Below are 21,047 nucleotides of genomic sequence, written 5' to 3' on the forward strand. Positions count from 1 at the left end.
TACCCCTCCTATTTTGAAAACTGCTTAATAACGCTCATTAATTCTTGAATCGATTCATCCCCGTTTCCCTCATGAACCGCCTTTGCTACACAATGTTTTGTATGGCGCTCCAATAAAGAAAAACCTACTTTATTTAATGCCGCATTAATCGCTGAAATTTGAATTAAAATATCAACACAGTACCTGTTATCTTCCACCATTCTTTGAACACCGCGTACTTGACCTTCAATACGCTTTAAACGTTTTATAACACTTTGAATTTCCTCTTCTGTTCGAGGAACCATTTTTTGATTCATTTCATTATCTTTACAATGATCCATTTATATCACCTCATGTATTGTAATTACCAATCTTTATATACATTATACGGGTAGGGGGTATAAAAAGCAACTGTTCATAAGTCTATTTTTTGAAATTTTTTCAAATAAAATACATACAAGCAAACACGCGCTTGTATGTATTTTATCAACACAATTATTTTCATACCCTTTCTTAAATTATGCAGATATTTTGCAGATTTATATAAGCATAAAAGCTCTGGATTTGTACATATGATGAAGTGAATGAAAGGACAGGGAGGTATCACTATGTCGACATATACGTTAACTATCCTAACACTTTGTTTTATCTTAGTTATTGTTGCAGCATACATCTCTAAATCTAAAGGTACCCTAATGGAGTATATGGTATTTGTGATGTCTTTTAGCATGAGTATGGGATTAAGCATAGGATTTTATTTTGGTATTATCTTTAAAGGTGACTTGTTATATTCTACTTTGCTTTCTATTTTGATTAGTGGCATTATTGGGCTTTTAATCGGGCTCCGCTTTCATCTATATTCTGCTTTAGAAGGCATGTTCTCCGGATTGATGGCAGGTATGATGGGGGCTATGATTACGGAAATGTTAAATGCGCAACAAGCACACAGTATACTTTTTACTAGTATCTTGCTCACAATTACCATTACTACGTCATGTATTATTCAATTCTTATCAGAAACTTATTCTTCTTATATTCACCGCCGATTTCTATTCTTACTTTCAGTTAGCATCGGAATTCTCCTAACCGTTTTCATAACGTTTCCAGAGCATACTTCACCAAATTCTTCACAATATGAGCAGCATATACATAAACACTAGTACTTACAAACAATTAACGCTCCCAATGTTTAATAATCTTTGGAGCGTTTACTTATTTCATTCATTTTATTCTTATAACAAGACTATTATATAATTTTATAAATTTATTTTTCGCTAAATGAATCTATTTAAAAGAAAAGATGGCATACAGTGAAACTTCCATAAGTGGAGGTTTTCTTCATCCTCCACTTATGGAAACCCCACCCAATCGGGCTTTTACGGGCAGTTATCCCACATGTTGCTTTAAATAAATTTTGTTCAAATTGATACTAATAACTTTGATAAGCATATAAAAAGAAAGAGCGTGTTTCGGAAAAAGATTGATGAAAACACGCTCTTGAAATATTTTATTAGATTATTCTTTTATAAAAAAGTTTGATCAAAAATATCTTTTAAAACATAGATGTATCGCATCCATGTTTATTTATTATACTTTTGAAGAAATGCCTTAATCTTCTCTCGAGCAAACTGGGTACCCAAATTCCCCGGTCTCGCGTCGAATCCATGATCGGCTCCAGGAAGAAGATAGAGTTCGTGAGATACACCATTCACGGCCAGCATCTTATTCAAATTTTTAGCTTGTTCTTCTGGAACAAATCGATCACTCGTCCCTAAAAATGTAATTGTAGGCGGCGTACTTTCTTGAATATAATTGATAGGTGAGAGTATTTTATAGCGTTCAGGGAATTGAGTAGGTGAGCCACCAATGTACTTCTTCATAGCATTTTGAATATAGTCAGGGCTTGGAGTACTTTTATAAAACGTTGTCATATCTGAGGGTCCGTATAGATTAATCACCGAATTAACAGATACCTCAGGAACATTGGTTGAAGGCGGTAACTGTGCATTTCCCATACTGTAAGCGGCAAGCATGGCTAAATTCCCTCCTGCTGAAAACCCCATTAAGTTTATTCGTTTTGGATCAATCTTGTAGGTATCAGTATTAGTCACTACCCAGCCTATTGCTGATTTCACATCCCCAACCTCATCTTTCCAACTCGATTGGGGAGGCATACGATATTCTACATCAAAAACCGTATATCCCAGTTCATTCAACCATTGATTCCATGTTGGCGCTTCACTTTTACTGCCCTCCACCCAGGCTCCTCCATGCACTTTCACAATGGCAGGCTTCAGAACATCTTCTGATTCCCCCTTAGCAGGCCACACATCAAGCATCAACTCAACACCATCCTCAGTTTTACCATATACGACATTCTGTATGGGCTTTGACAGTACATCTTTCTTTATAGAAAAGTGAGAGCTAAGTGAAAGCGAAACACCTTCACTTTTAGCCATGCTCCACATACTAATAGTTGGCTGTACGTTCCAAAAGATTAATAGTAACGACACAGGAATCAAAATCGTTTGTGCGATTAGTGCCCTTCTCCAAAAAGCTAATACTAATAGAACTATCATAACCAGTGTTGTGATTAATAGAATCGTCGGATCCATCAGCGCAATCCATGCAAAAATACTCATAATATGATTAACATTGATTGGATTGATAATGTAGTATGATGTCATGACAGTAATAGGGAGGGCTATCAGTGCAAGGATTGTCAGCATCCATTGAAAAAAACCTCTAGGGCGCCAAGATAATGTTTTTTGTGTCTGTTTCATATTCAAAAGAGCCTCCATATTATCTAGATTTTGTTTATAACGTATTTCTCACCGAATTTATTATAATAAAGCAAACAAAGATTAGAAGTATATAAGGTTAGAAGAGTTAATTGCATTTGTTGGATGGTTAAGAGATCCCTATGAGAGTTCAAAAGTTACTCCCCTTCAACAAGAAAAAGCAAAACGGACAGAAAAAAAATATCAACCTAACAATTACGGTTATTACAAACTTCTATAACTACCTCTATCGAAATGAAGAAGTATAAAATGACATGATGGATAAATACTTTCTCTTAAAAAACCGCTTCTATTTTATAGAGAAGCGGTTTTTTAACTGAATACAACTATGAATTAACTTTAACTGTTCTGTTTATATATTTTTTCACTTTTGTTTTCCATGCGATGTATAATGCTTTCTCCTTCAACATCAATGTTAGGTAAAATTTTATCCAGCCATTTTGGCAAGTACCAGGCTGACTTACCCATGAGAGTCATGACCGCAGGTACGATTGTCATTCTCACGATGAATGCGTCAAAGAAAACACCGAATGTAAGAGCCATGCCTATGGATTTAATGATGGTATCAGGTGCCAACATGAATCCAATAAATACAGACATCATAATTAATCCTGCTGCGACTACGACTCTACCGCTCTCCCGCATTCCTTCTAAAATAGCTCTCTTCGGGTCGCCTGTATGCGTATATACTTCCCGCATCTTGCTCACTAGGAACACCTCATAGTCCATGGCGAGTCCGAACAGAATGCCAATCAGAATGACAGGCAAGAAGGCTAAGATCGGACCAGCAGCCGGGAAACCAAATATATTTTGGAAATGCCCATCCTGCACGAAAAATACCACGGCTCCCAACGTAGCACCCAGAGAAAGTAGAAACCCTAATACTGCTTTTAATGGAATGAGCAGAGATCTAAACACTAGAACTAAGAGTACATATGCAAGTCCAACAATAAGGGCAGCGAAAACTGGCAAGGCATCACTCAGCTTTTGCACAATATCAATATTCATTGCTGCTGGGCCCGTTACCATTAGTTCAATTCCGTTTTCTTTCTCGGTCTGGTTCGATTTGTCCCGGATCGCTTTTACCAAATCCTTCGTCTTTGTATCGTCAGGTCCTGTTTTTGGTGTGACGGAAATCATATAAATCTTTCCAGAAGGCCCAGGGATAGCTGGTGTCACACTTTTCACGTCAGATAAGTTACCCAATTCTTTTGCAACGGTGTTCATAACATTTTGCGTTTCAGCTGTTGCCTCCTCTGATTTTGCCACTACCACTAAAGAGGCATGAAATCCTTCTCCATATGCTTCCGTTAATAAATCATATGCTCTTCTTTCTGTCGTTTCTGTAGACTTTGTTGTTCCATCAGAAGGCAGGCCAAGGTTCATATGGAAAAATGGAATCGTAATCACTGCAAGTAGTCCGATTGCGAAAATCGTAACAATCAGAGGACGTCTTATGACAAATTCCCCCCATTTATTTGAACCAGCATGTTCCTTACCTGCCCCAGTCATTTTTTGCAAGAATCGATTTTGTTTAGATGGGGCAATCTTATGGCCGACAAGTCCCAATATGGCTGGTAATATGATGACGGAAACCAATACAGCTGCGAGCACTGTAAAGGCAGCGGATACGCCCATTGCTGTCAGGAATGGAATCTTTGTAACAGACAGTCCCAAAAGACCAATAATAACAGTTAATCCTGCAAAAATTACGGCACTTCCCGCCGTTCCCGTTGCAATGGCAACAGATTCCGGAACAGAATCTCCTTGTGCAAGCTGCTGTCTAAAACGATTAATAATGAAGAGCGCATAGTCAATGCCCACTGCGAGTCCCAGCATGGCAGCTAATGATAAGGAAACTGTTTGGATTTCCACATAATTGGTCCCAATCATGATCCCTAGCATTCCAATTGCTAATCCGATTATCGCAGTGAGAATCGGCAGTCCAGCTGCTAGAAAAGACACAAAGGTAAATGCCAGGACTACGAAGGCGACAAGTACTCCGACAATTTCAGTCATACCTGAAGTCTCTGAGTCGGAAAACTTGATATCGCCTCCTGATAACTCCGTTTGAATGCCGGCATCCCTTGTTGTTTCAATGCTATCTAAAATCTTATCCTTAGAAGCTTCTGTGACCTTTTCCGCCTTCACTTTGTACGTAACGACTGCATATCCGATTGTCTTATCTTCACTGAGGTTCTGCAGTTGCATCGGTGCTGCCACAGAATCAACAGCTGAATCTTTTTTAATCTCATCTAGAACTTCTGCAATTTTCTGTTGTACTTCCGCTGACTCCAAGGTTTCGTTTTTTGGTGCTTGAAACACCACTTTTACTTGGGCACCTGCTGGTTGCATCGCTTTAAACTCTTTTTCAATTACTTTTCCTGCTTTATCTGCCGGTGTATTCGGAATGCTCAGCTCCTCCTTGAAAGAGGAACCCATGTTGACTGCAAAAAGCACTAATGTAATAAGAATTGCGAGTGCACTGAATACAACCTTTTTCCTATGATTTACTGCCCAATAGCCTAACTTATACAGATATTTTGCCAATTGAATCTCACCCTATTCTTGTCGAAAATTTGTCTTGTTCTTACGTTGTAATCTAGAAACGCACAAACACCAAATCACACATTATTCATATAAAAAGATTTTAAAATATGAATTATAAATTGTATCTGAATATCCCCCCCTATTTATATCTTGCAGAATGGCCGCAAATTGCCAGTAGGAAACAAAGAAAATGGTACACATTGACAGCAATGATGTCCTTTTATACAATGGCATTATCACTACGCTAACAATTGTACTTACACGTGTAAGTATAACAGTGAATTTTCATCTTTCAAGCACTATGTGATAATTTGCACTTAAAACGAACAGAATGAAGGGATGTGTTAGCTTTGAGGAAATCAAGAGAAGACAGTATACACTCTCAGAGATATATTATGGAGGCATTGAGCGCACTGTTGCATGAACATAAACTGCAAGATATAACCGTAACAGCTATTTGCAAAAAGGCTGGAGTTGCCAGAGTCACATTCTACAAATACTACCGCAACGTTTACGACGTCGTGCAAACATCTGTGGATGAAATTGTTCAACAATTCTTGAAAGAGGTTGATAGTTTGGATCCGTATGAAAGCATGCAGCTAATTATTGAATATATCATAGAGGGATTTGTGTCTGCACAGAAGCCGGCGGGAAAGTTAATTGATGCAAATATATCTAGTATGATGCTTGATTATTTGAATTACACAATGGAAAAGGTCTTTCAAGCGGATATTACGCGCAATCATGACATGAGCAGAATGCAAATCCTGTTTTTAGCAGGCGGTATCTATAATATTGTTAATGATTGGATTAAAAGAGGGGCAAGGGAATCTCCCCAGGCACTTGCTGCAAAAATATATGAAATTCTTCCATATGGGATAACAGATACAAGGAATTTGGCAAATTCATGATACAACTGTTCTATCTTTTATTACATCTCAAAAAATGGGCATCACATAAAAAGCTGCGAGTAGTTCATCTAACTGTAAACGACCGTTTTTAGTTAAAAGAGCAAAACTTTCTTTCATATTCAAAAAACATAGAAAATATATGTCTAATATGTTAGGGGATTGATTTTAAAGTGTTTTTTAGAAATTAAGTCTTGATAATTTATAAACGGTCAAACTTTATTTCAAAGCTACACCTCACCTATCTTCTTCGCTTTCCTTTGACTCTTGAGGTAGTGGCCTTACTGTCCGTTAATGCGGGATAAACCTCTATCTATATTTCTAAATTAAAACTGTACACAAGAAAAAAATAAAAATATTTTTTCATACAACAAATCAATAAAGCAGCTATCCTGATGGATAACTGCTTTCTATTATTTTATCACCAGTTACATAAATTCCACATTACTCTGGCATATTAGGAATATTAGGGTTTGGGACATAATCAGATTTATAATCTGTATATTTCACTTCTGTAACCATCCCGGCAGACGCATGATGTAAATCATGGCAGTGGAACATCCATTCACCTGGATTGTTTGCTACAAAAGCTACCTCATATTCTTCACCTGGTTTTAAGTTCAATGTATCTTTCACAATTGGAGAACCTTCTATTGGTTTTCCATTCTTGCTTAATAATTGGAAGAAATGACCATGTAAATGCATAGGATGATCATCCATTTTAGAACGATTTACTAATTTTACTTTTACTAGATCTCCTTTTTTCACTTGAATTGGATCAATATTAGGGAATGTTTTTCCATTAATTGTATATACCATTCCATTGCCATTCATTTCTGTGTTCAAATCCATTGTATATGTGGCATTATATTGCTGATCTAATGTGAAGCTTCCTAATTTCTTAGAACCATATTTCGTCATATCTAATTTTGGAAGTTTTTCTTTTTCATTCGCTTTATCTTTCATATCTTTGCTGCCATCATACTCAATAACAGCTTTCATTCCTTTTATCCCTTTCCCTTCTCCGTGGTCCTCAACATACCATTTTCCAGGATTATTCGCTGTAAACTCAACATCATAACGTTCACCTGGTGCAATCGAAATTACTTCATCTTTTACAACTTTTGGATCATTGATTGGCTGGCCATCAGTTGCGATTACTTTTATATCATGACCATGGATATGAATGTTGTGTGATAAGTAACCAGCATTGATAAATCGAAGTCGAACTTTATCTCCTTTTTTCACTTTCAACGGCTCTACTAAATCCCCACTTTTACCATTGATTGTGAATAGATCATACATATCCATATTATGACCTTCCATCTTCATATTGCCATGATCCATGCCTTCCATATCACTGGATTCTTTTTTATCACTTCCCATATTCATACTGGAATGGTCCATATCCTTCATGTCCCCATGATTCATACTAGACTTATCACCATCTGGTTTTTCTGATTTTTCTGATTTTTCTGTTTTCCGTTTTGTCATTTCCTTAATTTGTTTATCGATTTCCTTTTTATCTGTTACCCATTCATCTAACATTAATGTGTAATCTTTATCATATGTTTCATTTGGATCTTCTACAACAAGGGCACCGTACAACCCTCGATCTAGTTGATTAACAGAATCTTGGTGCGAATGATACCAATACGTTCCTGGTACTTTTGCTTCAAATTCATACGTAAAACTTTTCCCCGGTTCAATTGCATCTTGCGTAACTCCTGGAATTCCATCCATATTGTTTGGAACAGGATATCCGTGCCAGTGGATCGATACCGGTGCAGATAGTTCATTTTTTAATGTAACCTTAACCTTTTCACCTTTTTTCACACGAATTTCTGGTCCAGGAGAAGAACCATTAAATGTCCATACTGGAACAACAACACCGTTACTTAGCTTTTGCTTCTCTTCTTTCGCCACTAGCGTAACTTCAGGTCCTTTTATCACTTGTAACGGTTTTGTTGCTGTTTCATTCTGTGTGGTCTTTTTATCGTTCATATTTTTATGATCACTTGCTGTATTTGTAGTTGCAGAACATGCAGCAATTAAAGAAATTGCTACGATTGAAATCCCCGTAAATACCGTTCTCTTCATAAAAAATCCCTCCCCAATTTGTTCGTAATTATTATATAGAACAATTATCAAGAAATTATGGAGGGACAAAAACGAGAAAACAAATAACGGTCTGCATAATTTCTTCAATATCTTTTAGTAAAATATCTTATATTTAGGTATCATTTAATTAAGGAGGGCCTATATGATTAACATTCTATTAGTAGATGATGAACCGCGTATGCTAGATTTACTTTCATTATATTTAGCCCCTAGGGGGTATCACTGTACAAAAGCAACTTCTGGCAAAGAAGCGATTTCTTTATTAGAAGAAAAAGAATTTCGATTAATTTTACTAGACATTATGATGCCCGAAATGGACGGCTGGGAAACTTGCGCGAAAATTCGTGGGTTCAATAGCGTACCTATCATCATGTTAACAGCTCGTGATGATACACAAGATGTTGTACAAGGATTAAAAAGAGGAGCTGACGATTATATCACGAAACCGTTTCATGAAGAAGAATTATTAGCTCGCATAGAGGCCGTGCTACGCAGAACAAATCAGCATCATAAAGTAGAATATAAAGGATTGGTGTGGGATGAAGCAAAACATACTGCTTCTGTGCATGGAAATGAACTGTTATTAACCCCAATTGAATTTTCGCTGCTCGGTTTATTTTTAAATAATGTAAATTACGTATTTAGTCGTGAACAACTTATTGAACGTATTTGGGGACATACATCAGAAACAGAGGATCGAACTGTAGATTCTCATATTCGTAACTTACGTGAAAAATTGCGAAAAGCTACTTTTCCAATTCACGATCACCTTAAGACTATATATGGAATTGGCTATCGCTGGGCAAATGAAGAGAAAGATATATGATATTACTAAACAACGAGGATAGTGGGTTCTTATGAAGCGTATCTCAGTAAAATTTGGATTTTACTTTTTTATTTGTACCTTTCTAATTGAAAGTATATTATTTCTTTTATTGTATTACAGCTTGGTCAATACGAGAGTTCAGGAAGAAGTAAAATCTCTCCTTACTAGAGGAAATAATCATCGTGATGTACTGGAGAAATACTTCGATGATCAAACTATATCTCACGTGGCTCTCATGGAATCGGAAGCAGAAACTAAGGTTGTCATTACTTCGAAAAATGGAGAAATTCTTGCAAAATCAAGTAATGTAGATCATTCCATGGAAAAACATTTACATACAAAAATGCCTCCTGTTAATAAAAATGGCACAGTTGTGGAAGATCATTGGAAAACATCTAATTATATTTGTACAATTAGTCCCATTCAAGTTGGTAGTGATACGAAAGGATATGTATACATGTTTTTAGGTACTGACTCTATTAAACAAATGATTCAGCGTTTAACTTACCAATTTATAGTTGTTGGTGCCATTACCTTTATCCTTACTGTTATTACCATGTTCTTATTATCAAAACTTCTCACTAACCCTTTAATTAAAATGAAAAAAGCAACAGAAAAAATGAGTAAAGGGGATTTATCCGTATCTTTAAATATTAATAGAAATGATGAAGTAGGAGAATTAGCACATTCTATCCAAAAACTTGCAGATGATTTGAATTATTTAAAAAAAGAACGAGGAGAATTTCTAGCTAGCGTTGCACACGAACTTCGAACACCGTTAACATATGTTAGAGGATACGCTGATATTCTTATTAAAAATCAGATTCCTGCACAAGCTCAAAATCATTATTTATCTATTATTAAAGAAGAAGCTGATCATGTAACACGGCTTGTTCAAGATTTATTTGAATTAGCTAAAATGGAAAAACACAATTTTGTTATTCATACAAAGCAGACTAATCTATATGATTTATTAAAAAACATATTAACAAAAATCCAACCAGCTTATACCGATAAAAATATTCGTATTATTTCCTCGTGTCCAGAAGACGTTGTTCTTCTACTCGACGAACAACGTTTTGAACAAGTTATTCTCAATCTGTTAAACAATGCCTATTCTCACTCTGACATAAATTCTAAAGTATTTGTTACAGTTACAGAGAACAAGGAAATCGTTAAGATTAGAGTAAAAGATGAAGGAGAAGGTATCCCTGAACAAGATCTATCTCATATTTTCGAGCGGTTTTATAGAGTCGATAAATCCCGAACGCGCGCAACAGGCGGAAGCGGTTTAGGTCTTGCAATTGTAAAAGAAATTATTGAATTACATGGAGGCAATATTTCTGTAGAGAGTGAATTAGGTCATGGGACTATTTTTACTATATATCTAAAAAAATGAAATACGTTACTTAAAAATTAACTCGTCAACTATTTGGCGAGTTTTTAATTATAATGAAAATTTTCTTATATATTTCTCATATTTTCATCATTCCCCTTTCATTCCCTTCTCACATCTAGGATTTACACTAGGACTTACTAAAGATATAGCGAGGTGATAAAACATTCAGATTTTGACTCTATCAAAAGTAATTCTAGATTCATTTTTTCTTGAAACATAATGAATCATGGGTGGAGGTGAACACATGAAAAAGAAAAAGAACAAATGCAAAAAGCTGCGCTGGCTAAAATGGATTTTAGTCCTTCCCCTGCTTCTTGCTTTACTATTCTTTGGACTACATAGTATGAAGTCAGAAAGATGGAATCATGAGAAGCATAGAGAAGCCGAACATGCCGTTGCCTCCCATAAAGAAGGACAAGCTTTCTTTACGGAGAAAGGGCGCTTTGCTGACTCTGAAAGACATACTCATCATGAAAAGCATCATGAAAAAGAGTTTGATGATGTATTCTTTGCACCATTCCTATTAGAACTTGGCTTTGTTCTTTTCGGTTGGTTAATTCTTCGCAAATCTGAAGGAAATATGGCTAAGAAGTGGACAGGAGTGCTACTCCTTGTTATCGGTTTATTCCCGCTTATTCCAATACTTGCGCTTGCCGCAACTATTACTTGGGCGTATAAAAAATTCAAACAAAAAAGAACGATAGCAAGTGAGCATATAGATATTCACACATATAATTTTTCAACAATGCAAAAACAAATAGACATTTTAGATCAATGGGAACGTAATATTCGTAAGGAGGAGAACTAAACAATGGGTATCCTAAAACGCATTAAAAATATTGTAATGGCAGATGTACACCAAACGTTGGATAAGCTAGAAAGCCCTATTAGCATGCTGAAGCAATACTTGAGAGAGACAGAAGAACAAATTACAAAGGCGCAAAAAGCACTGGCTCACCAATTATATTTAGAAAAGAAATATGAAGCATTAATTTCGGAAGCTGATGCTCTTATCGCAAAAAGAACTCGTCAAGCTGAACTTGCAGTATCTCGAGAGGAAGATAACATGGCACAGCTAGCTTTACAAGATAAAATCACAAATGAAAAAAAAGCTGCATTATATCGTGAACAGTACGAAATAACAAAGCAACAAACAGCTGCATTATATGAACAAATTGACAAACTGCAAGAGAAATATCAAGAATTACAATATAAAGAACTCGTTCTTGTTTCCCGATTAAATGCGGCGCAAGCCATAAAAAATAGTAACGCAGCACTTGCTTCTTTCCATACAGAAAATGCAGTGAAAGGTTTTGCACGTGTCGAAACTTACGTGCAGAAACTAGAAGCAGAAGCAGCTGCTAGTAACTATTTTTATCAGTTAAACGCTCCTAATCAAGCACAAATTTTAGACCAAAATCTACAAGAAGAAGTACAACAAGCATTAGCAAAATTAAAAGAAAATAAATAGTTTCTTTTCCAATTAACTATTATTTAATATAAAAAAGCCCTTTTCATATTAAATATATATAGGGCAATTAGTTACAAAATATTAAGCCTGTATCTTAGATTACCAAGTAATCTAAGATACAGGCTCTTTTTAAAAATTTTTCTTCTTCAACTAAAGCACCCGTTAGTTTAAGTATAACTCTTCACATACTTCTTTAAGGTATATTTTATATAGACACAGAATAAACATATACTTCTTTTCCCCATTTATTTATGGTTTTCACCACCTGCATACCAATTCGTTCAGCGACTTTAGTTGAAGGAATATTGTTTACATCGGGCAATGAGACCATCCTATTTAATTTTAATTGTTCAAATCCGTAATGCTTACACGCTAAAGCCGCCTCTGTTGCATATCCATTCCCCCAGAAACGACGTATAAACAAATAACCTATTTCCATCTCTATTACACCATCTACTTCTTGAGGTACAATTCCACATTGTCCAATAAATTCTCCAGTTACTTTATCTTCCACTATCCATAAACCTACCCCATACTGATCATAATTTTTTTGCGTCCATTCAATCCATTCTATTGTCTCATTTTCGTTTTTGGTTGAAGGATAGAACCTCATTGCTACTGGATCTGAAAAGATTTCCATCAAATTTTTAGTATCATCTTTAGTCATTTTTCTTAAAATTAACCTCTCCGTGCTTAATACTGTATTGTCCATCCTTTAATCCTCCTAGGATTATTTCTATGTGATATCTACATAATTAAACTTATATATTTTAGTAGGTCCTTATTCCTCTAATCTGCCCCGTTAGTCGAATAAAAAAGGCTATCGCAACAACCTTACTTTATTGAACGCAAGCACCCGTCAGTGAAAGAAGGTTTAAGCTATCCTTGACGTAATATCTTTTGAAACATTCTAGGTTTATGCTTTTCAAACCCATCTATTAGTCCTTTTCCAAAAACAGTTATGGTTCTTTCCCAAGGGTGTCCTAAATATCCCCATTCGAAATCCTTATGAATAAAGAAATAATAATCACCATCTGGAAAGATTGGTACTGTCCATTCATCAAATTCATTTTTTTGAAATTCTAGATGGGGGTTTATCCAGTAACATTCGTGCTGCCAATCTAATGCATAAATATATTCATCTTTTCGTGTGATTCCTTTGAAGGCGAGCAAAGATTTTTCTTCTAGTTCATCATAATAGTCCAATTTTTGAAATCCACCAAAATATTTGGATACATCATATGTAATAAATGGAGATGGCACTTTAAAGGAAGGAAATACTGACTCACTTGGTTCAAACCTGAAGTCCTCATATATCTTATCCCATACTTCGTCATACTCTGCATTGGATAGTTCAAGCCAATTTTTCATTTGAATGCCCCCCCTTAACGACGCTTTTAGTAGTGTTTATTATAACATTTCTTGTTCAACTAACCTGCTGCGATAGTTCAATAAGAGAACTGAATTTTAGATAATTCCGGTTTATCTTTTTTATAAACGGGACAACTTTATTACAAACTGTTCATCTGTGTTTTAAATCAATAGTTTATGTGGTTACTTACAACTATAGTGGGTGGTCGATTTTTTTGTGTACCTATTAAAAAGGGCTGTCCCATAAGTCAGTGTAACTAACTTACGGGACAACCCCTTTATATCATAAAAGTACGATTATGCTTTTGACACGTTCTTCTTTGTAATTTTTCTAATTATATAGACGGCTAGTATGACAAGCGCGCCGATCATAATATACTTCACATACGGACCAGACACTTGATTAGCTTGTTCCCATCGGCTTCCTAATACATTACCTAAGTATACAAAAAGCATACTCCACGGAACAATTGCAACCACTGTGTAAATCGTAAACTTTGTTGCAGACATTTTTGCGATTCCTGCTGGAATAGAAATAGCATGCCTTACTACTGGAACAAATCTTGCAGAAAAAATCACACCTGGACCATATTTGTGGAACCATCGTTCAGCCATTTCTAAATGCTTAGGACGAATTAACAAATATTTTCCGTATTTTAATAAAAAAGGTCGGCCAGCATAATATCCTAACCAGTATAGGAATAATTGAGCAATTGTGCCTCCAATCGTTCCCGCAAGAACAGCCCCCCAAAATGCCATCTGTCCTTGTGATACAAGAAATCCAGCGTACGATAAAACAACTTCACTCGGAATCACCTCAATCATAAGTCCTAGCATGACACCAACATAACCGAGCTTAGCTAAAAACAAAGAAATTGCATGAATTACTGCGTGCATTATTAAAACCTCCAAAAAATTACTGCCTTTGGACATTCTAACAATGAAAACTGAATAAAAGATGAAAACAAGATTAAAATCACATTAGAAATGGGAAATGTTTTACATTTTCAAAATATACACTTGATTTTCTATCTAACTCTTCTTATCAAAGTTGCCATTGTTAATATACATAACCATTTCAAAACACTCTATTTATTCAATCTTTACATAAATACTTAACTTACAAATTCATTATATGCACGAATAAACTAGCACAATTTTTTCCTAATGCAATATAATTTGCACAAAGGAAAAATTTATGTTCAAATAAAAGAAATATGATTTAATAAAAGAAATAACTAACCTAAATAAAACGAATTGCATCAAGATAACAAACAAAAGGGGAAACAAAACATGACAGAAAACACTAAAGAACGAGAACACCTTCCACCAAATAATAGGACGATGCAATCAGCGCAGTTAGCTTTAAGCGGTGAAACAAAAGGACTGAAACGATTATTACCATTTTTGGGACCTGCTTTTATTGCATCTGTAGCTTATATTGACCCAGGTAATTTCGCTACGAATATTGCAGCCGGATCTCAGTACGGTTATTTACTACTTTGGGTCATCCTTGTTTCAAATTTAATGGCTGTGTTAATCCAATCCTTGTCAGCTAAATTAGGAATTGCAACCGGAAAAAACCTTCCGGAAGTTGCTCGGGAGCATTTTCCAAAACCTGTTTCTATCGGTTTATGGATACAAGGTGAATTAGTAATTATGGCGACTGATCTCGCTGAATTTATCGGTGCTGCCTTAGGGTTATATTTACTATTTGGTATTCCACTGTTGCCGGCTGCATTAATTACAGCTGTTGGCTCATTTATTATTCTAGAGTTTCAACGCAGGGGGTTCCGCCCATTAGAAGCGGTTATAACTGGTATGGTCTTTATAGTCGTTATTGCTTTTGGTGTACAAGTATTTTATGCAAAGCCAGAACTAAGTCCTCTTCTCTCAGGACTTTTCGTTCCTAAATTTCAAGGTGTAAACAGTATTTTACTTGCCGCAGGAATTTTAGGTGCAACAGTTATGCCACACGCGATTTATTTACATTCTGCTTTAACACAGCGCCGCGTAGTAGGAACGACAGATGAACAACGAAAAAAGATTTTCCGCTTTGAATTTATTGATATTGTAATTGCAATGGTCATTGCCGGAGCAATTAATGCAAGTATGTTAATTGTAGCAGCTGCTCTATTCTTCAAAAACGGACTACCTGTCGAAGATTTAGATGTCGCTTTTCACGGATTTGAACACTTAGTCGGACCTGCATCAGCAACTCTTTTCGGGATTGGTTTACTAACCGCCGGCTTATCTAGTTCTTCCGTGGGTACGATGTCCGGGGATATTATTATGCAAGGATTCATCCGTAGGCATATTCCTTTATACTTGCGACGATTTATTACAATGATTCCGCCGCTTGTTATTATTGCATTAGGTGTGAATCCAACTCACGCCCTCGTAATGAGTCAAGTCGTTTTATCATTTGGAATTGCATTTGCATTAATTCCGCTCATTGTTTTCACAAGTAAAAAGAGCATTATGGGTGGTTTAGTGAATCACCGGCTTACAACAGCTATTGCATGGTTGATTGCCGTATTAATTATCGCCTTAAATATATTCTTGTTATATCAAACATTTATTGGTTAATAAGAGAGAGAATGTCTTTTACAAATCTGAATGCATTGGATTTGTAAGACATTCTCTTTTTATTTTGTTCCAGCATGTACAAGACAAACGCATTTATTAAATCCATTTTGTATATCAGATTTAATTTTAAAATTAGGTTACATAATATTCAGATATCAATTACACTGGGATAGTATGGAAATTTCTTGTTTTCAGGGGGATATGAATATATGAATGATATTACTATAGCTATTATATTAGGTATTGTAGAAGGTCTAACTGAATTTGCTCCCGTTTCGTCTACAGGACATTTAATTTTAGTGGGGCATTTGCTTGATTTTGAAGGTACGACTCGTGCTACGACATTTGAAGTTGTGATTCAACTCGGATCTATTCTTGCAGTAGTCGTTGTCTTTTGGAAACGTCTGCTCAATATCATAGGAATAGGCAATTCTATTAAATCGACAGGTGCTGTAAAGTCGCACCTCAATATGTTACATGTGTTAATTGGGATTCTTCCTTTTATGATAGGTGGATTTCTATTTCATGACTTTATCAAAAATGTTTTATTTTCACCCAAAACTGTCGTAATCGGTCTAGTAGCTGGTGGAATTTTAATGATTATTGCTGATTTACTACATAAAAACCGTTCTGTAGCTTCCGATCTTGATTCAGTAACTTATAAACAAGCCTTATATATGGGATTATTTCAATGTTTTGCTCTTATCCCAGGCTTCTCTAGAATGGGATCAACCTTGTCAGGTGGCTTACTAATTGGAATGAATCATAAAACGGCCTCTGAACTTAGCTTTATTATGGCTGTACCCATCATGTTCGCAGCATCTGGCAAAGACTTATTCGATAGTTGGAGCTATCTCACTGCTAATGATCTCCCTTTATTTATTACGGGATTTTTAACAGCCTTTATCGTGGCATTGATTGCAATTAAATTTTTCCTTTCACTTATTTCAAAAATAAAATTAATTCCGTTCGCGATTTATCGTTTTTTGTTAGCAATTATGTTCTGGATTTTTATTTTGTAAAATATAAAATAAAACAAAGAACCTTTGCGTTAAAGCAAAGGTTCTTCCACATTTAATTAATTTAGAGATGTTACTTCCTAAATTACATAACTAATCCTCGTTTATAACGGCTCGCTTCAAAAATAATACGCTCTTCATCTAACGTTTTACATTCACCGTTCCAGACAATATGCTTCCCATTAATTACAACATCCGAAACATCTTTTCCACTCGCTGCATATACAAGGTGTGACAACACTTCTTCTGCTGGCTGTAAATGCGGTTTATTAGATGGATCAATTGTAATAAAGTCAGCACATTTGCCTACTTCTAGTGAACCTGTTTGTTTCATCCCAATTACGGCTGCTGCACCTTTTGTTACTAATGAGAGAACTGTTTCCACTGGTAATGTTGTTGCATCTTTATGAATACCCTTTTGCAATAAAGCTGCAATGCGCATTTCTTCAAACATGTCTAAATTGTTATTAGAAGCAACACTATCCGTTGCAATTCCAACTTTTATTCCGCTCTCTAACATCGCTCGAACATCTGCTATACCCGATCCTAATTTTAAATTACTAATCGGATTATGAGCAACGCGAACATCGTTTTCCGCTAAGAAAGTGCGCTCATTTTCATTCAGTACAACACCATGTGCAATTACTGTTGGTCTCTGGAACAAACCGCAATCTGCTACATACTCTACTGGACGTTTTCCGTATTGTGCTTCAATATCCTGAACTTCACGCTCTGTTTCGGAAAGATGAATATGCACCATCGTCCTATTTTCCACTGCAATTCGTGCACACTCTTCTAGCATTTCTGTAGAACATGCATATGGACTATGAGGAGCGACCATCGTCGTTAACATACCATCTTTATTGTAATAACGTTTTACATACTTCTCCGCTTCATGAATTGCCTTCTTTTCATCTTCTTTCGTTCCGAAGCTAAATAATGTTCGGGAAACAGCAGCGCGCATTCCACTTTTACGAACAGCTTCCATAATAGAATCTTGATCTACTCCAATTGGATTAAACATATCAGAAAACGCTGTTGTTCCGCTTTTCACCATCTCTAACAAACCAAGCTCTGTGCTAGCAACAGCAAGCTCTGGTGTAAATTGACTTTCAAGTGGCCAAATTCTCGTTTCAAGCCATGGCTTTAGGAGCATATCGTCACCTATTCCACGTAAAATACTCATCAAGACATGCGTATGCGTATTCACCAGACCAGGTAAGACCCATTTTCCATGAAGATCAATAACTTGATCCACTTGTTTCTCACTAGATAATTCTCCTGATTGCACTTCTATAATTTGACCATCTTCTACAATGATATATCCATTTTTCAATACTTCATTCTTTTCATTTAAAGTCACGATTGTAGCGCTTACATAAGCTGTTTTCAAAAATATTTCCCCTCTCGACTCTATTTGATATAAACATTCCCACCAACAAGTTACTACCATCATAGTAACTTATTAATCACCAAGAGTCAAAAGATAATTATCACGAAATAAATCCCTTTATATGAATACGAACTTTTTGTTTTAAAGCATCATATTGTATTTCATTTGTATCTGCAAATGCTTCTTTTCTATTAGAAGGAATGTCCATATATGTTATCTCTTCTAAAAATTGCGATGCTGTAAAATCATATTTTTTACCGTTGATCCTGTTATAAAAATGCCAGCCTTCCGGAACTTTCGTCTTCATGATCTCTCCTCCAAAGAAATCATTGATTACTAATGCAGTTACACCACATTGTCCTCTAGCTGGATGATCTGGTGTCCATTTTGAACTCGTTTCTATTGACCAAGATTGCAATAAAACATCACTCATCTTCTCTATTTCGCTATACTTCATATTAAGCATCTCCTAATTAAATTCAAAATATCCGATTAGAATGAATAAGTTTACATATCATACTGCAAAAGCGGAAGTAGACGATCTTTAAACACAGTAGAAGGTGTTTCTCCTATTAGTTTCGCCCCCATTTTTATGTAATACCCTTTCGCATTCGGATCGCTATCAATCGTAAAACTCTTAATGTTTAATTGGACTGCTTTTTGAATAACACTTTCCCAAAGAATTCTTCCATAACCTTTCCCTTTATACTTAGGATCTAAATATAGAAAATCAAGACTGTCTGCTTCTTTTCTTTGGAATGAAAAAAATCCGATTATTTCTTGTTTTTCTTCTAAAATATACACATAATTATTCTTAATATATTGTTCCGTAATTGTTAAGTCTTCCTTACATGCCAATATAAATTCTTCACTATAATTCCAAGTTGCTTTTGAGGATAATGCGAGGTTACTTAGCTCATTTGCTTCTTTTAATAACGCTTCTCTAACAATCATTCATTTCTCTCCCTTTCCCCTTTATATTGTGGCTTTGAAAAAAAGTTTAATGAAAAATAGCTCACAAACATGTATTTATGGTAAATAAATAAGAATCCATTTTGAAAAAGATTAATCAAAATAGATTCTTATCTAGCAGTTTTAAGCTTTGGTTTTATAAAAAAGTTTAATCATTTTCGACTTGTGATGCCCCACAATCGAGCCCTTTAATGGAACAAAGCACAATAATATCTGTAAAATTTAACGTATTTCCGAAAGAAGTCCCCATCTTCAAGCGCGTGACGGGCAAAAGCCCAGCGGTAAGGTGGGGATGAATTTCGGTTAGGCATAGCCTAACTGATTTGTAAGAACTGCCAATTGTTCGTATGGTGTATACGTTCCATATCTGACATCTTCACTTGCTTATAGGATTTAGAAGGGTTTTGTATATATTGTCCATGTATATCTTGTACGTATACCATTTTTCCTGTAAATCCTGTCACAAATCCTACTTGTCCAAATACCTTTACTTTATCACCTAAATAGATTCCATCTATATGTGGTGTATTTTTCTTGTTCCGTTTTGCACTTGTATTCTTTGTTTTCCTTCCTTTTCTTGCGGTTGCTTCATGCAGGGAGCGTTTTTTCTTTCTAAATTGCTTAATTCGAAACTCACCGCTTTGATCATATTCTTGTAGTTGTGTTGGATGGGTAATCGCAATCGCGTCATTTACATGTGTTTTTGATAAACCTAATTCTTTTCGCTTCGGTGTGGTGTAACTGCCGTACGTAATGTCACAATCTAAACGATTCATGATTTGTAAACGCAATATATTCATAAAAGCAGTCTCTTTATATTGTTTTGGTTTTTTGAAACTGTGTTTGAGTTTCCCTTGATGAAATTTTTGATGGCATTCATCGTGCACTGTTACAAGATTATCTGCCATATCTGAACCGCCACTGCATCGTTCAATGATATGATGTGTATGCAAAATACCACCTTTTTTCTTACAAATTTGGCAGGTGTAATTGTCTCTTGCGAATATATAATATCTCGTATTCCAAAAGCCAAAGGTATCCCCTTGTTGGTATTCTGTTCCTTGTATATCGGGATTTTTTAGCTTTTGTGCATCAAATTTCCCTACTTCGACAATCACTTTTGGAGATGGTAATAACGAGCGAAATATTTCAATCCAATGAATTTGGTTATCCACTCTGCTTTGAATCGATGGTGGCAACCATCCTTCTTTCTTTTTCCGATTGAGAAAACGTGCTTTTCGATATCTTGTTTTTCGTTGTCTTCTACCTCTGCGTAATATAGCTCTCAGTGTAAGATTTTCTTTGAAGTCCTGACGTAACTCAATGGTTCCTTTTGCTAACACTTTGTCTTCAGTGGTAATCGCAATGCCGATATGCTTTGCTCCGCTGTCAACACCGATTGTGACGGGTTGCACCGCTTCACCTGTGGCATATTGTAATTGAATTGTAAACGGAGTATATCCAATAATCTTTACTTTTCCTTGTTTGAGAAGAATCCGTGCCTTACGATGACTGCAAGGCATGAGCGGTTCTCCTCTTACATTCTTGACAAATACACGCATGTTTTGTCCCTCCTAAGAGTTTGTTTCCCTTCGCCAATGTTTGTAGGTGTTGGCAACTTCTCGTGCAAGAAGGCTTGTGGTTGACC

Annotated in this window: 19 protein-coding genes and 1 pseudogene; 9 read left to right on the top strand and 11 right to left on the bottom strand. The window is 35.8% G+C overall.

What is annotated here, in order from left to right; genetic code table 11:
* Positions 1 to 8: 8 nt before the first annotated feature.
* Positions 9 to 320 (bottom strand): metal-sensing transcriptional repressor, encoded by a 312-nt coding sequence (locus CN326_RS15765; protein ID WP_098309952.1) that lies wholly within the window; start codon positions 318 to 320, stop codon positions 9 to 11.
* A 267-nt stretch (positions 321 to 587) separates the two neighbouring features.
* Between CN326_RS15765 and CN326_RS15770 the strand changes: the two genes are divergently transcribed.
* On the top strand, positions 588 to 1,139 hold the full coding sequence (locus tag CN326_RS15770) for a hypothetical protein (protein ID WP_098309953.1): 552 nt from the start codon (positions 588 to 590) through the stop codon (positions 1,137 to 1,139).
* 420 nt (positions 1,140 to 1,559) lie between these two features.
* Here CN326_RS15770 and CN326_RS15775 read toward each other — a convergent pair whose 3' ends face one another.
* A complete protein-coding gene (locus CN326_RS15775) occupies positions 1,560 to 2,762 on the bottom strand; it encodes an alpha/beta hydrolase (RefSeq protein WP_255258142.1) in 1,203 nt (400 codons plus the stop codon).
* Between the two features lie 85 nt (positions 2,763 to 2,847).
* On the opposite strand from CN326_RS15775, the pseudogene CN326_RS25135 reads away from it, so the two are divergent.
* A pseudogene (locus tag CN326_RS25135) lies at positions 2,848 to 3,025 on the top strand (tyrosine-type recombinase/integrase); the annotation flags it as partial.
* 94 nt (positions 3,026 to 3,119) lie between these two features.
* Here CN326_RS25135 and CN326_RS15785 read toward each other — a convergent pair.
* On the bottom strand, positions 3,120 to 5,330 hold the full coding sequence (locus CN326_RS15785; protein ID WP_176524654.1) for an MMPL family transporter: 2,211 nt from the start codon (positions 5,328 to 5,330) through the stop codon (positions 3,120 to 3,122).
* Positions 5,331 to 5,725: 395 nt separating this feature from the next.
* On the opposite strand from CN326_RS15785, the gene CN326_RS15790 reads away from it, so the two are divergent.
* Positions 5,726 to 6,241 (top strand): TetR/AcrR family transcriptional regulator, encoded by a 516-nt coding sequence (locus CN326_RS15790; RefSeq protein WP_098309955.1) that lies wholly within the window; start codon positions 5,726 to 5,728, stop codon positions 6,239 to 6,241.
* A gap of 441 nt (positions 6,242 to 6,682) precedes the next feature.
* Here CN326_RS15790 and CN326_RS15795 read toward each other — a convergent pair whose 3' ends face one another.
* Positions 6,683 to 8,338, bottom strand: coding sequence for a multicopper oxidase family protein (locus tag CN326_RS15795; protein WP_098309956.1), 1,656 nt, complete (start codon positions 8,336 to 8,338; stop codon positions 6,683 to 6,685).
* A 163-nt stretch (positions 8,339 to 8,501) separates the two neighbouring features.
* Here CN326_RS15795 and CN326_RS15800 point away from each other — a divergent pair, with 163 nt between their 5' ends.
* The 4 genes from CN326_RS15800 to CN326_RS15815 all read left to right on the top strand — a co-directional run bounded on the left by CN326_RS15800 (position 8,502) and on the right by CN326_RS15815 (position 12,055).
* The gene (locus tag CN326_RS15800; protein WP_098309957.1) at positions 8,502 to 9,185 is read left to right on the top strand and encodes a response regulator transcription factor; all 684 of its coding nucleotides are present in this window, start codon (positions 8,502 to 8,504) and stop codon (positions 9,183 to 9,185) included.
* Between the two features lie 31 nt (positions 9,186 to 9,216).
* Positions 9,217 to 10,584: a sensor histidine kinase gene (locus tag CN326_RS15805; protein WP_098309958.1), complete on the top strand. Its 1,368-nt coding sequence runs from the start codon at positions 9,217 to 9,219 to the stop codon at positions 10,582 to 10,584.
* 244 nt (positions 10,585 to 10,828) lie between these two features.
* Complete coding sequence (locus CN326_RS15810; RefSeq protein ID WP_098309959.1) at positions 10,829 to 11,392, top strand: hypothetical protein; 564 nt, start codon at positions 10,829 to 10,831, stop codon at positions 11,390 to 11,392.
* A gap of 3 nt (positions 11,393 to 11,395) precedes the next feature.
* The gene (locus CN326_RS15815; RefSeq protein WP_098309960.1) at positions 11,396 to 12,055 is read left to right on the top strand and encodes a PspA/IM30 family protein; all 660 of its coding nucleotides are present in this window, start codon (positions 11,396 to 11,398) and stop codon (positions 12,053 to 12,055) included.
* 205 nt (positions 12,056 to 12,260) lie between these two features.
* Here CN326_RS15815 and CN326_RS15820 read toward each other — a convergent pair whose 3' ends face one another.
* The 3 genes from CN326_RS15820 to uptA all read right to left on the bottom strand — a co-directional run bounded on the left by CN326_RS15820 (position 12,261) and on the right by uptA (position 14,326).
* Positions 12,261 to 12,767 carry a GNAT family N-acetyltransferase gene (locus CN326_RS15820; RefSeq protein WP_098309961.1) on the bottom strand — a complete coding sequence of 169 codons (507 nt, stop codon included), beginning with the start codon at positions 12,765 to 12,767 and terminating at the stop codon, positions 12,261 to 12,263.
* 167 nt (positions 12,768 to 12,934) lie between these two features.
* Positions 12,935 to 13,426 (bottom strand): DUF2716 domain-containing protein, encoded by a 492-nt coding sequence (locus tag CN326_RS15825; RefSeq protein ID WP_098309962.1) that lies wholly within the window; start codon positions 13,424 to 13,426, stop codon positions 12,935 to 12,937.
* Positions 13,427 to 13,723: 297 nt separating this feature from the next.
* The gene (gene uptA, locus CN326_RS15830; RefSeq protein WP_176524655.1) at positions 13,724 to 14,326 is read right to left on the bottom strand and encodes an undecaprenyl phosphate transporter UptA; all 603 of its coding nucleotides are present in this window, start codon (positions 14,324 to 14,326) and stop codon (positions 13,724 to 13,726) included.
* A gap of 393 nt (positions 14,327 to 14,719) precedes the next feature.
* On the opposite strand from uptA, the gene CN326_RS15835 reads away from it, so the two are divergent.
* Together CN326_RS15835 and bacA are read left to right on the top strand one after the other, a co-directional pair.
* Positions 14,720 to 16,015: an Nramp family divalent metal transporter gene (locus CN326_RS15835; protein ID WP_098309964.1), complete on the top strand. Its 1,296-nt coding sequence runs from the start codon at positions 14,720 to 14,722 to the stop codon at positions 16,013 to 16,015.
* Between the two features lie 209 nt (positions 16,016 to 16,224).
* Positions 16,225 to 17,037, top strand: a complete 813-nt coding sequence (gene bacA, locus CN326_RS15840; RefSeq protein ID WP_098309965.1) for an undecaprenyl-diphosphate phosphatase — start codon at positions 16,225 to 16,227, stop codon at positions 17,035 to 17,037.
* A gap of 82 nt (positions 17,038 to 17,119) precedes the next feature.
* Here bacA and CN326_RS15845 read toward each other — a convergent pair whose 3' ends face one another.
* The 4 genes from CN326_RS15845 to iscB form a co-directional block, all read right to left on the bottom strand.
* The gene (locus CN326_RS15845) at positions 17,120 to 18,487 is read right to left on the bottom strand and encodes a bifunctional S-methyl-5'-thioadenosine deaminase/S-adenosylhomocysteine deaminase (protein WP_176524657.1); all 1,368 of its coding nucleotides are present in this window, start codon (positions 18,485 to 18,487) and stop codon (positions 17,120 to 17,122) included.
* A 40-nt stretch (positions 18,488 to 18,527) separates the two neighbouring features.
* Positions 18,528 to 18,884: a YunG family protein gene (locus tag CN326_RS15850; RefSeq protein ID WP_098309967.1), complete on the bottom strand. Its 357-nt coding sequence runs from the start codon at positions 18,882 to 18,884 to the stop codon at positions 18,528 to 18,530.
* 50 nt (positions 18,885 to 18,934) lie between these two features.
* A complete protein-coding gene (locus CN326_RS15855) occupies positions 18,935 to 19,381 on the bottom strand; it encodes a GNAT family N-acetyltransferase (protein WP_098309968.1) in 447 nt (148 codons plus the stop codon).
* A 332-nt stretch (positions 19,382 to 19,713) separates the two neighbouring features.
* Positions 19,714 to 20,961 carry an RNA-guided endonuclease IscB gene (iscB, locus tag CN326_RS15860; protein WP_098309969.1) on the bottom strand — a complete coding sequence of 416 codons (1,248 nt, stop codon included), beginning with the start codon at positions 20,959 to 20,961 and terminating at the stop codon, positions 19,714 to 19,716.
* Between the last annotated feature and the right edge of the window lie 86 nt (positions 20,962 to 21,047).

The organism is Bacillus sp. AFS018417, from assembly GCF_002560985.1.
GTDB classification, from domain to species: Bacteria; Bacillota; Bacilli; order Bacillales; family Bacillaceae_G; genus Bacillus_A; species Bacillus_A rhizoplanae.

Bases quoted from the DNA above. Each gene is read 5' to 3' on its own strand.
- iscB (WP_098309969.1), bottom strand. From the start codon at position 20,961: ATGCGTGTATTTGTCAAGAATGTAAGAGGAGAACCGCTCATGCCTTGC.
- CN326_RS15775 (WP_255258142.1), bottom strand. From the start codon at position 2,762: ATGAAACAGACACAAAAAACATTATCTTGGCGCCCTAGAGGTTTTTTT.
- CN326_RS15795 (WP_098309956.1), bottom strand. From the start codon at position 8,338: ATGAAGAGAACGGTATTTACGGGGATTTCAATCGTAGCAATTTCTTTA.
- CN326_RS15800 (WP_098309957.1), top strand. From the start codon at position 8,502: ATGATTAACATTCTATTAGTAGATGATGAACCGCGTATGCTAGATTTA.
- CN326_RS15770 (WP_098309953.1), top strand. From the start codon at position 588: ATGTCGACATATACGTTAACTATCCTAACACTTTGTTTTATCTTAGTT.
- CN326_RS15850 (WP_098309967.1), bottom strand. From the start codon at position 18,884: ATGAAGTATAGCGAAATAGAGAAGATGAGTGATGTTTTATTGCAATCT.
- bacA (WP_098309965.1), top strand. From the start codon at position 16,225: ATGAATGATATTACTATAGCTATTATATTAGGTATTGTAGAAGGTCTA.
- CN326_RS15845 (WP_176524657.1), bottom strand. From the start codon at position 18,487: ATGGTAGTAACTTGTTGGTGGGAATGTTTATATCAAATAGAGTCGAGA.
- CN326_RS15820 (WP_098309961.1), bottom strand. From the start codon at position 12,767: ATGGACAATACAGTATTAAGCACGGAGAGGTTAATTTTAAGAAAAATG.
- CN326_RS15815 (WP_098309960.1), top strand. From the start codon at position 11,396: ATGGGTATCCTAAAACGCATTAAAAATATTGTAATGGCAGATGTACAC.
- CN326_RS15810 (WP_098309959.1), top strand. From the start codon at position 10,829: ATGAAAAAGAAAAAGAACAAATGCAAAAAGCTGCGCTGGCTAAAATGG.
- CN326_RS15825 (WP_098309962.1), bottom strand. From the start codon at position 13,426: ATGAAAAATTGGCTTGAACTATCCAATGCAGAGTATGACGAAGTATGG.
- CN326_RS15805 (WP_098309958.1), top strand. From the start codon at position 9,217: ATGAAGCGTATCTCAGTAAAATTTGGATTTTACTTTTTTATTTGTACC.
- CN326_RS15855 (WP_098309968.1), bottom strand. From the start codon at position 19,381: ATGATTGTTAGAGAAGCGTTATTAAAAGAAGCAAATGAGCTAAGTAAC.
- CN326_RS15765 (WP_098309952.1), bottom strand. From the start codon at position 320: ATGGATCATTGTAAAGATAATGAAATGAATCAAAAAATGGTTCCTCGA.
- CN326_RS15790 (WP_098309955.1), top strand. From the start codon at position 5,726: ATGGAGGCATTGAGCGCACTGTTGCATGAACATAAACTGCAAGATATA.
- CN326_RS15835 (WP_098309964.1), top strand. From the start codon at position 14,720: ATGACAGAAAACACTAAAGAACGAGAACACCTTCCACCAAATAATAGG.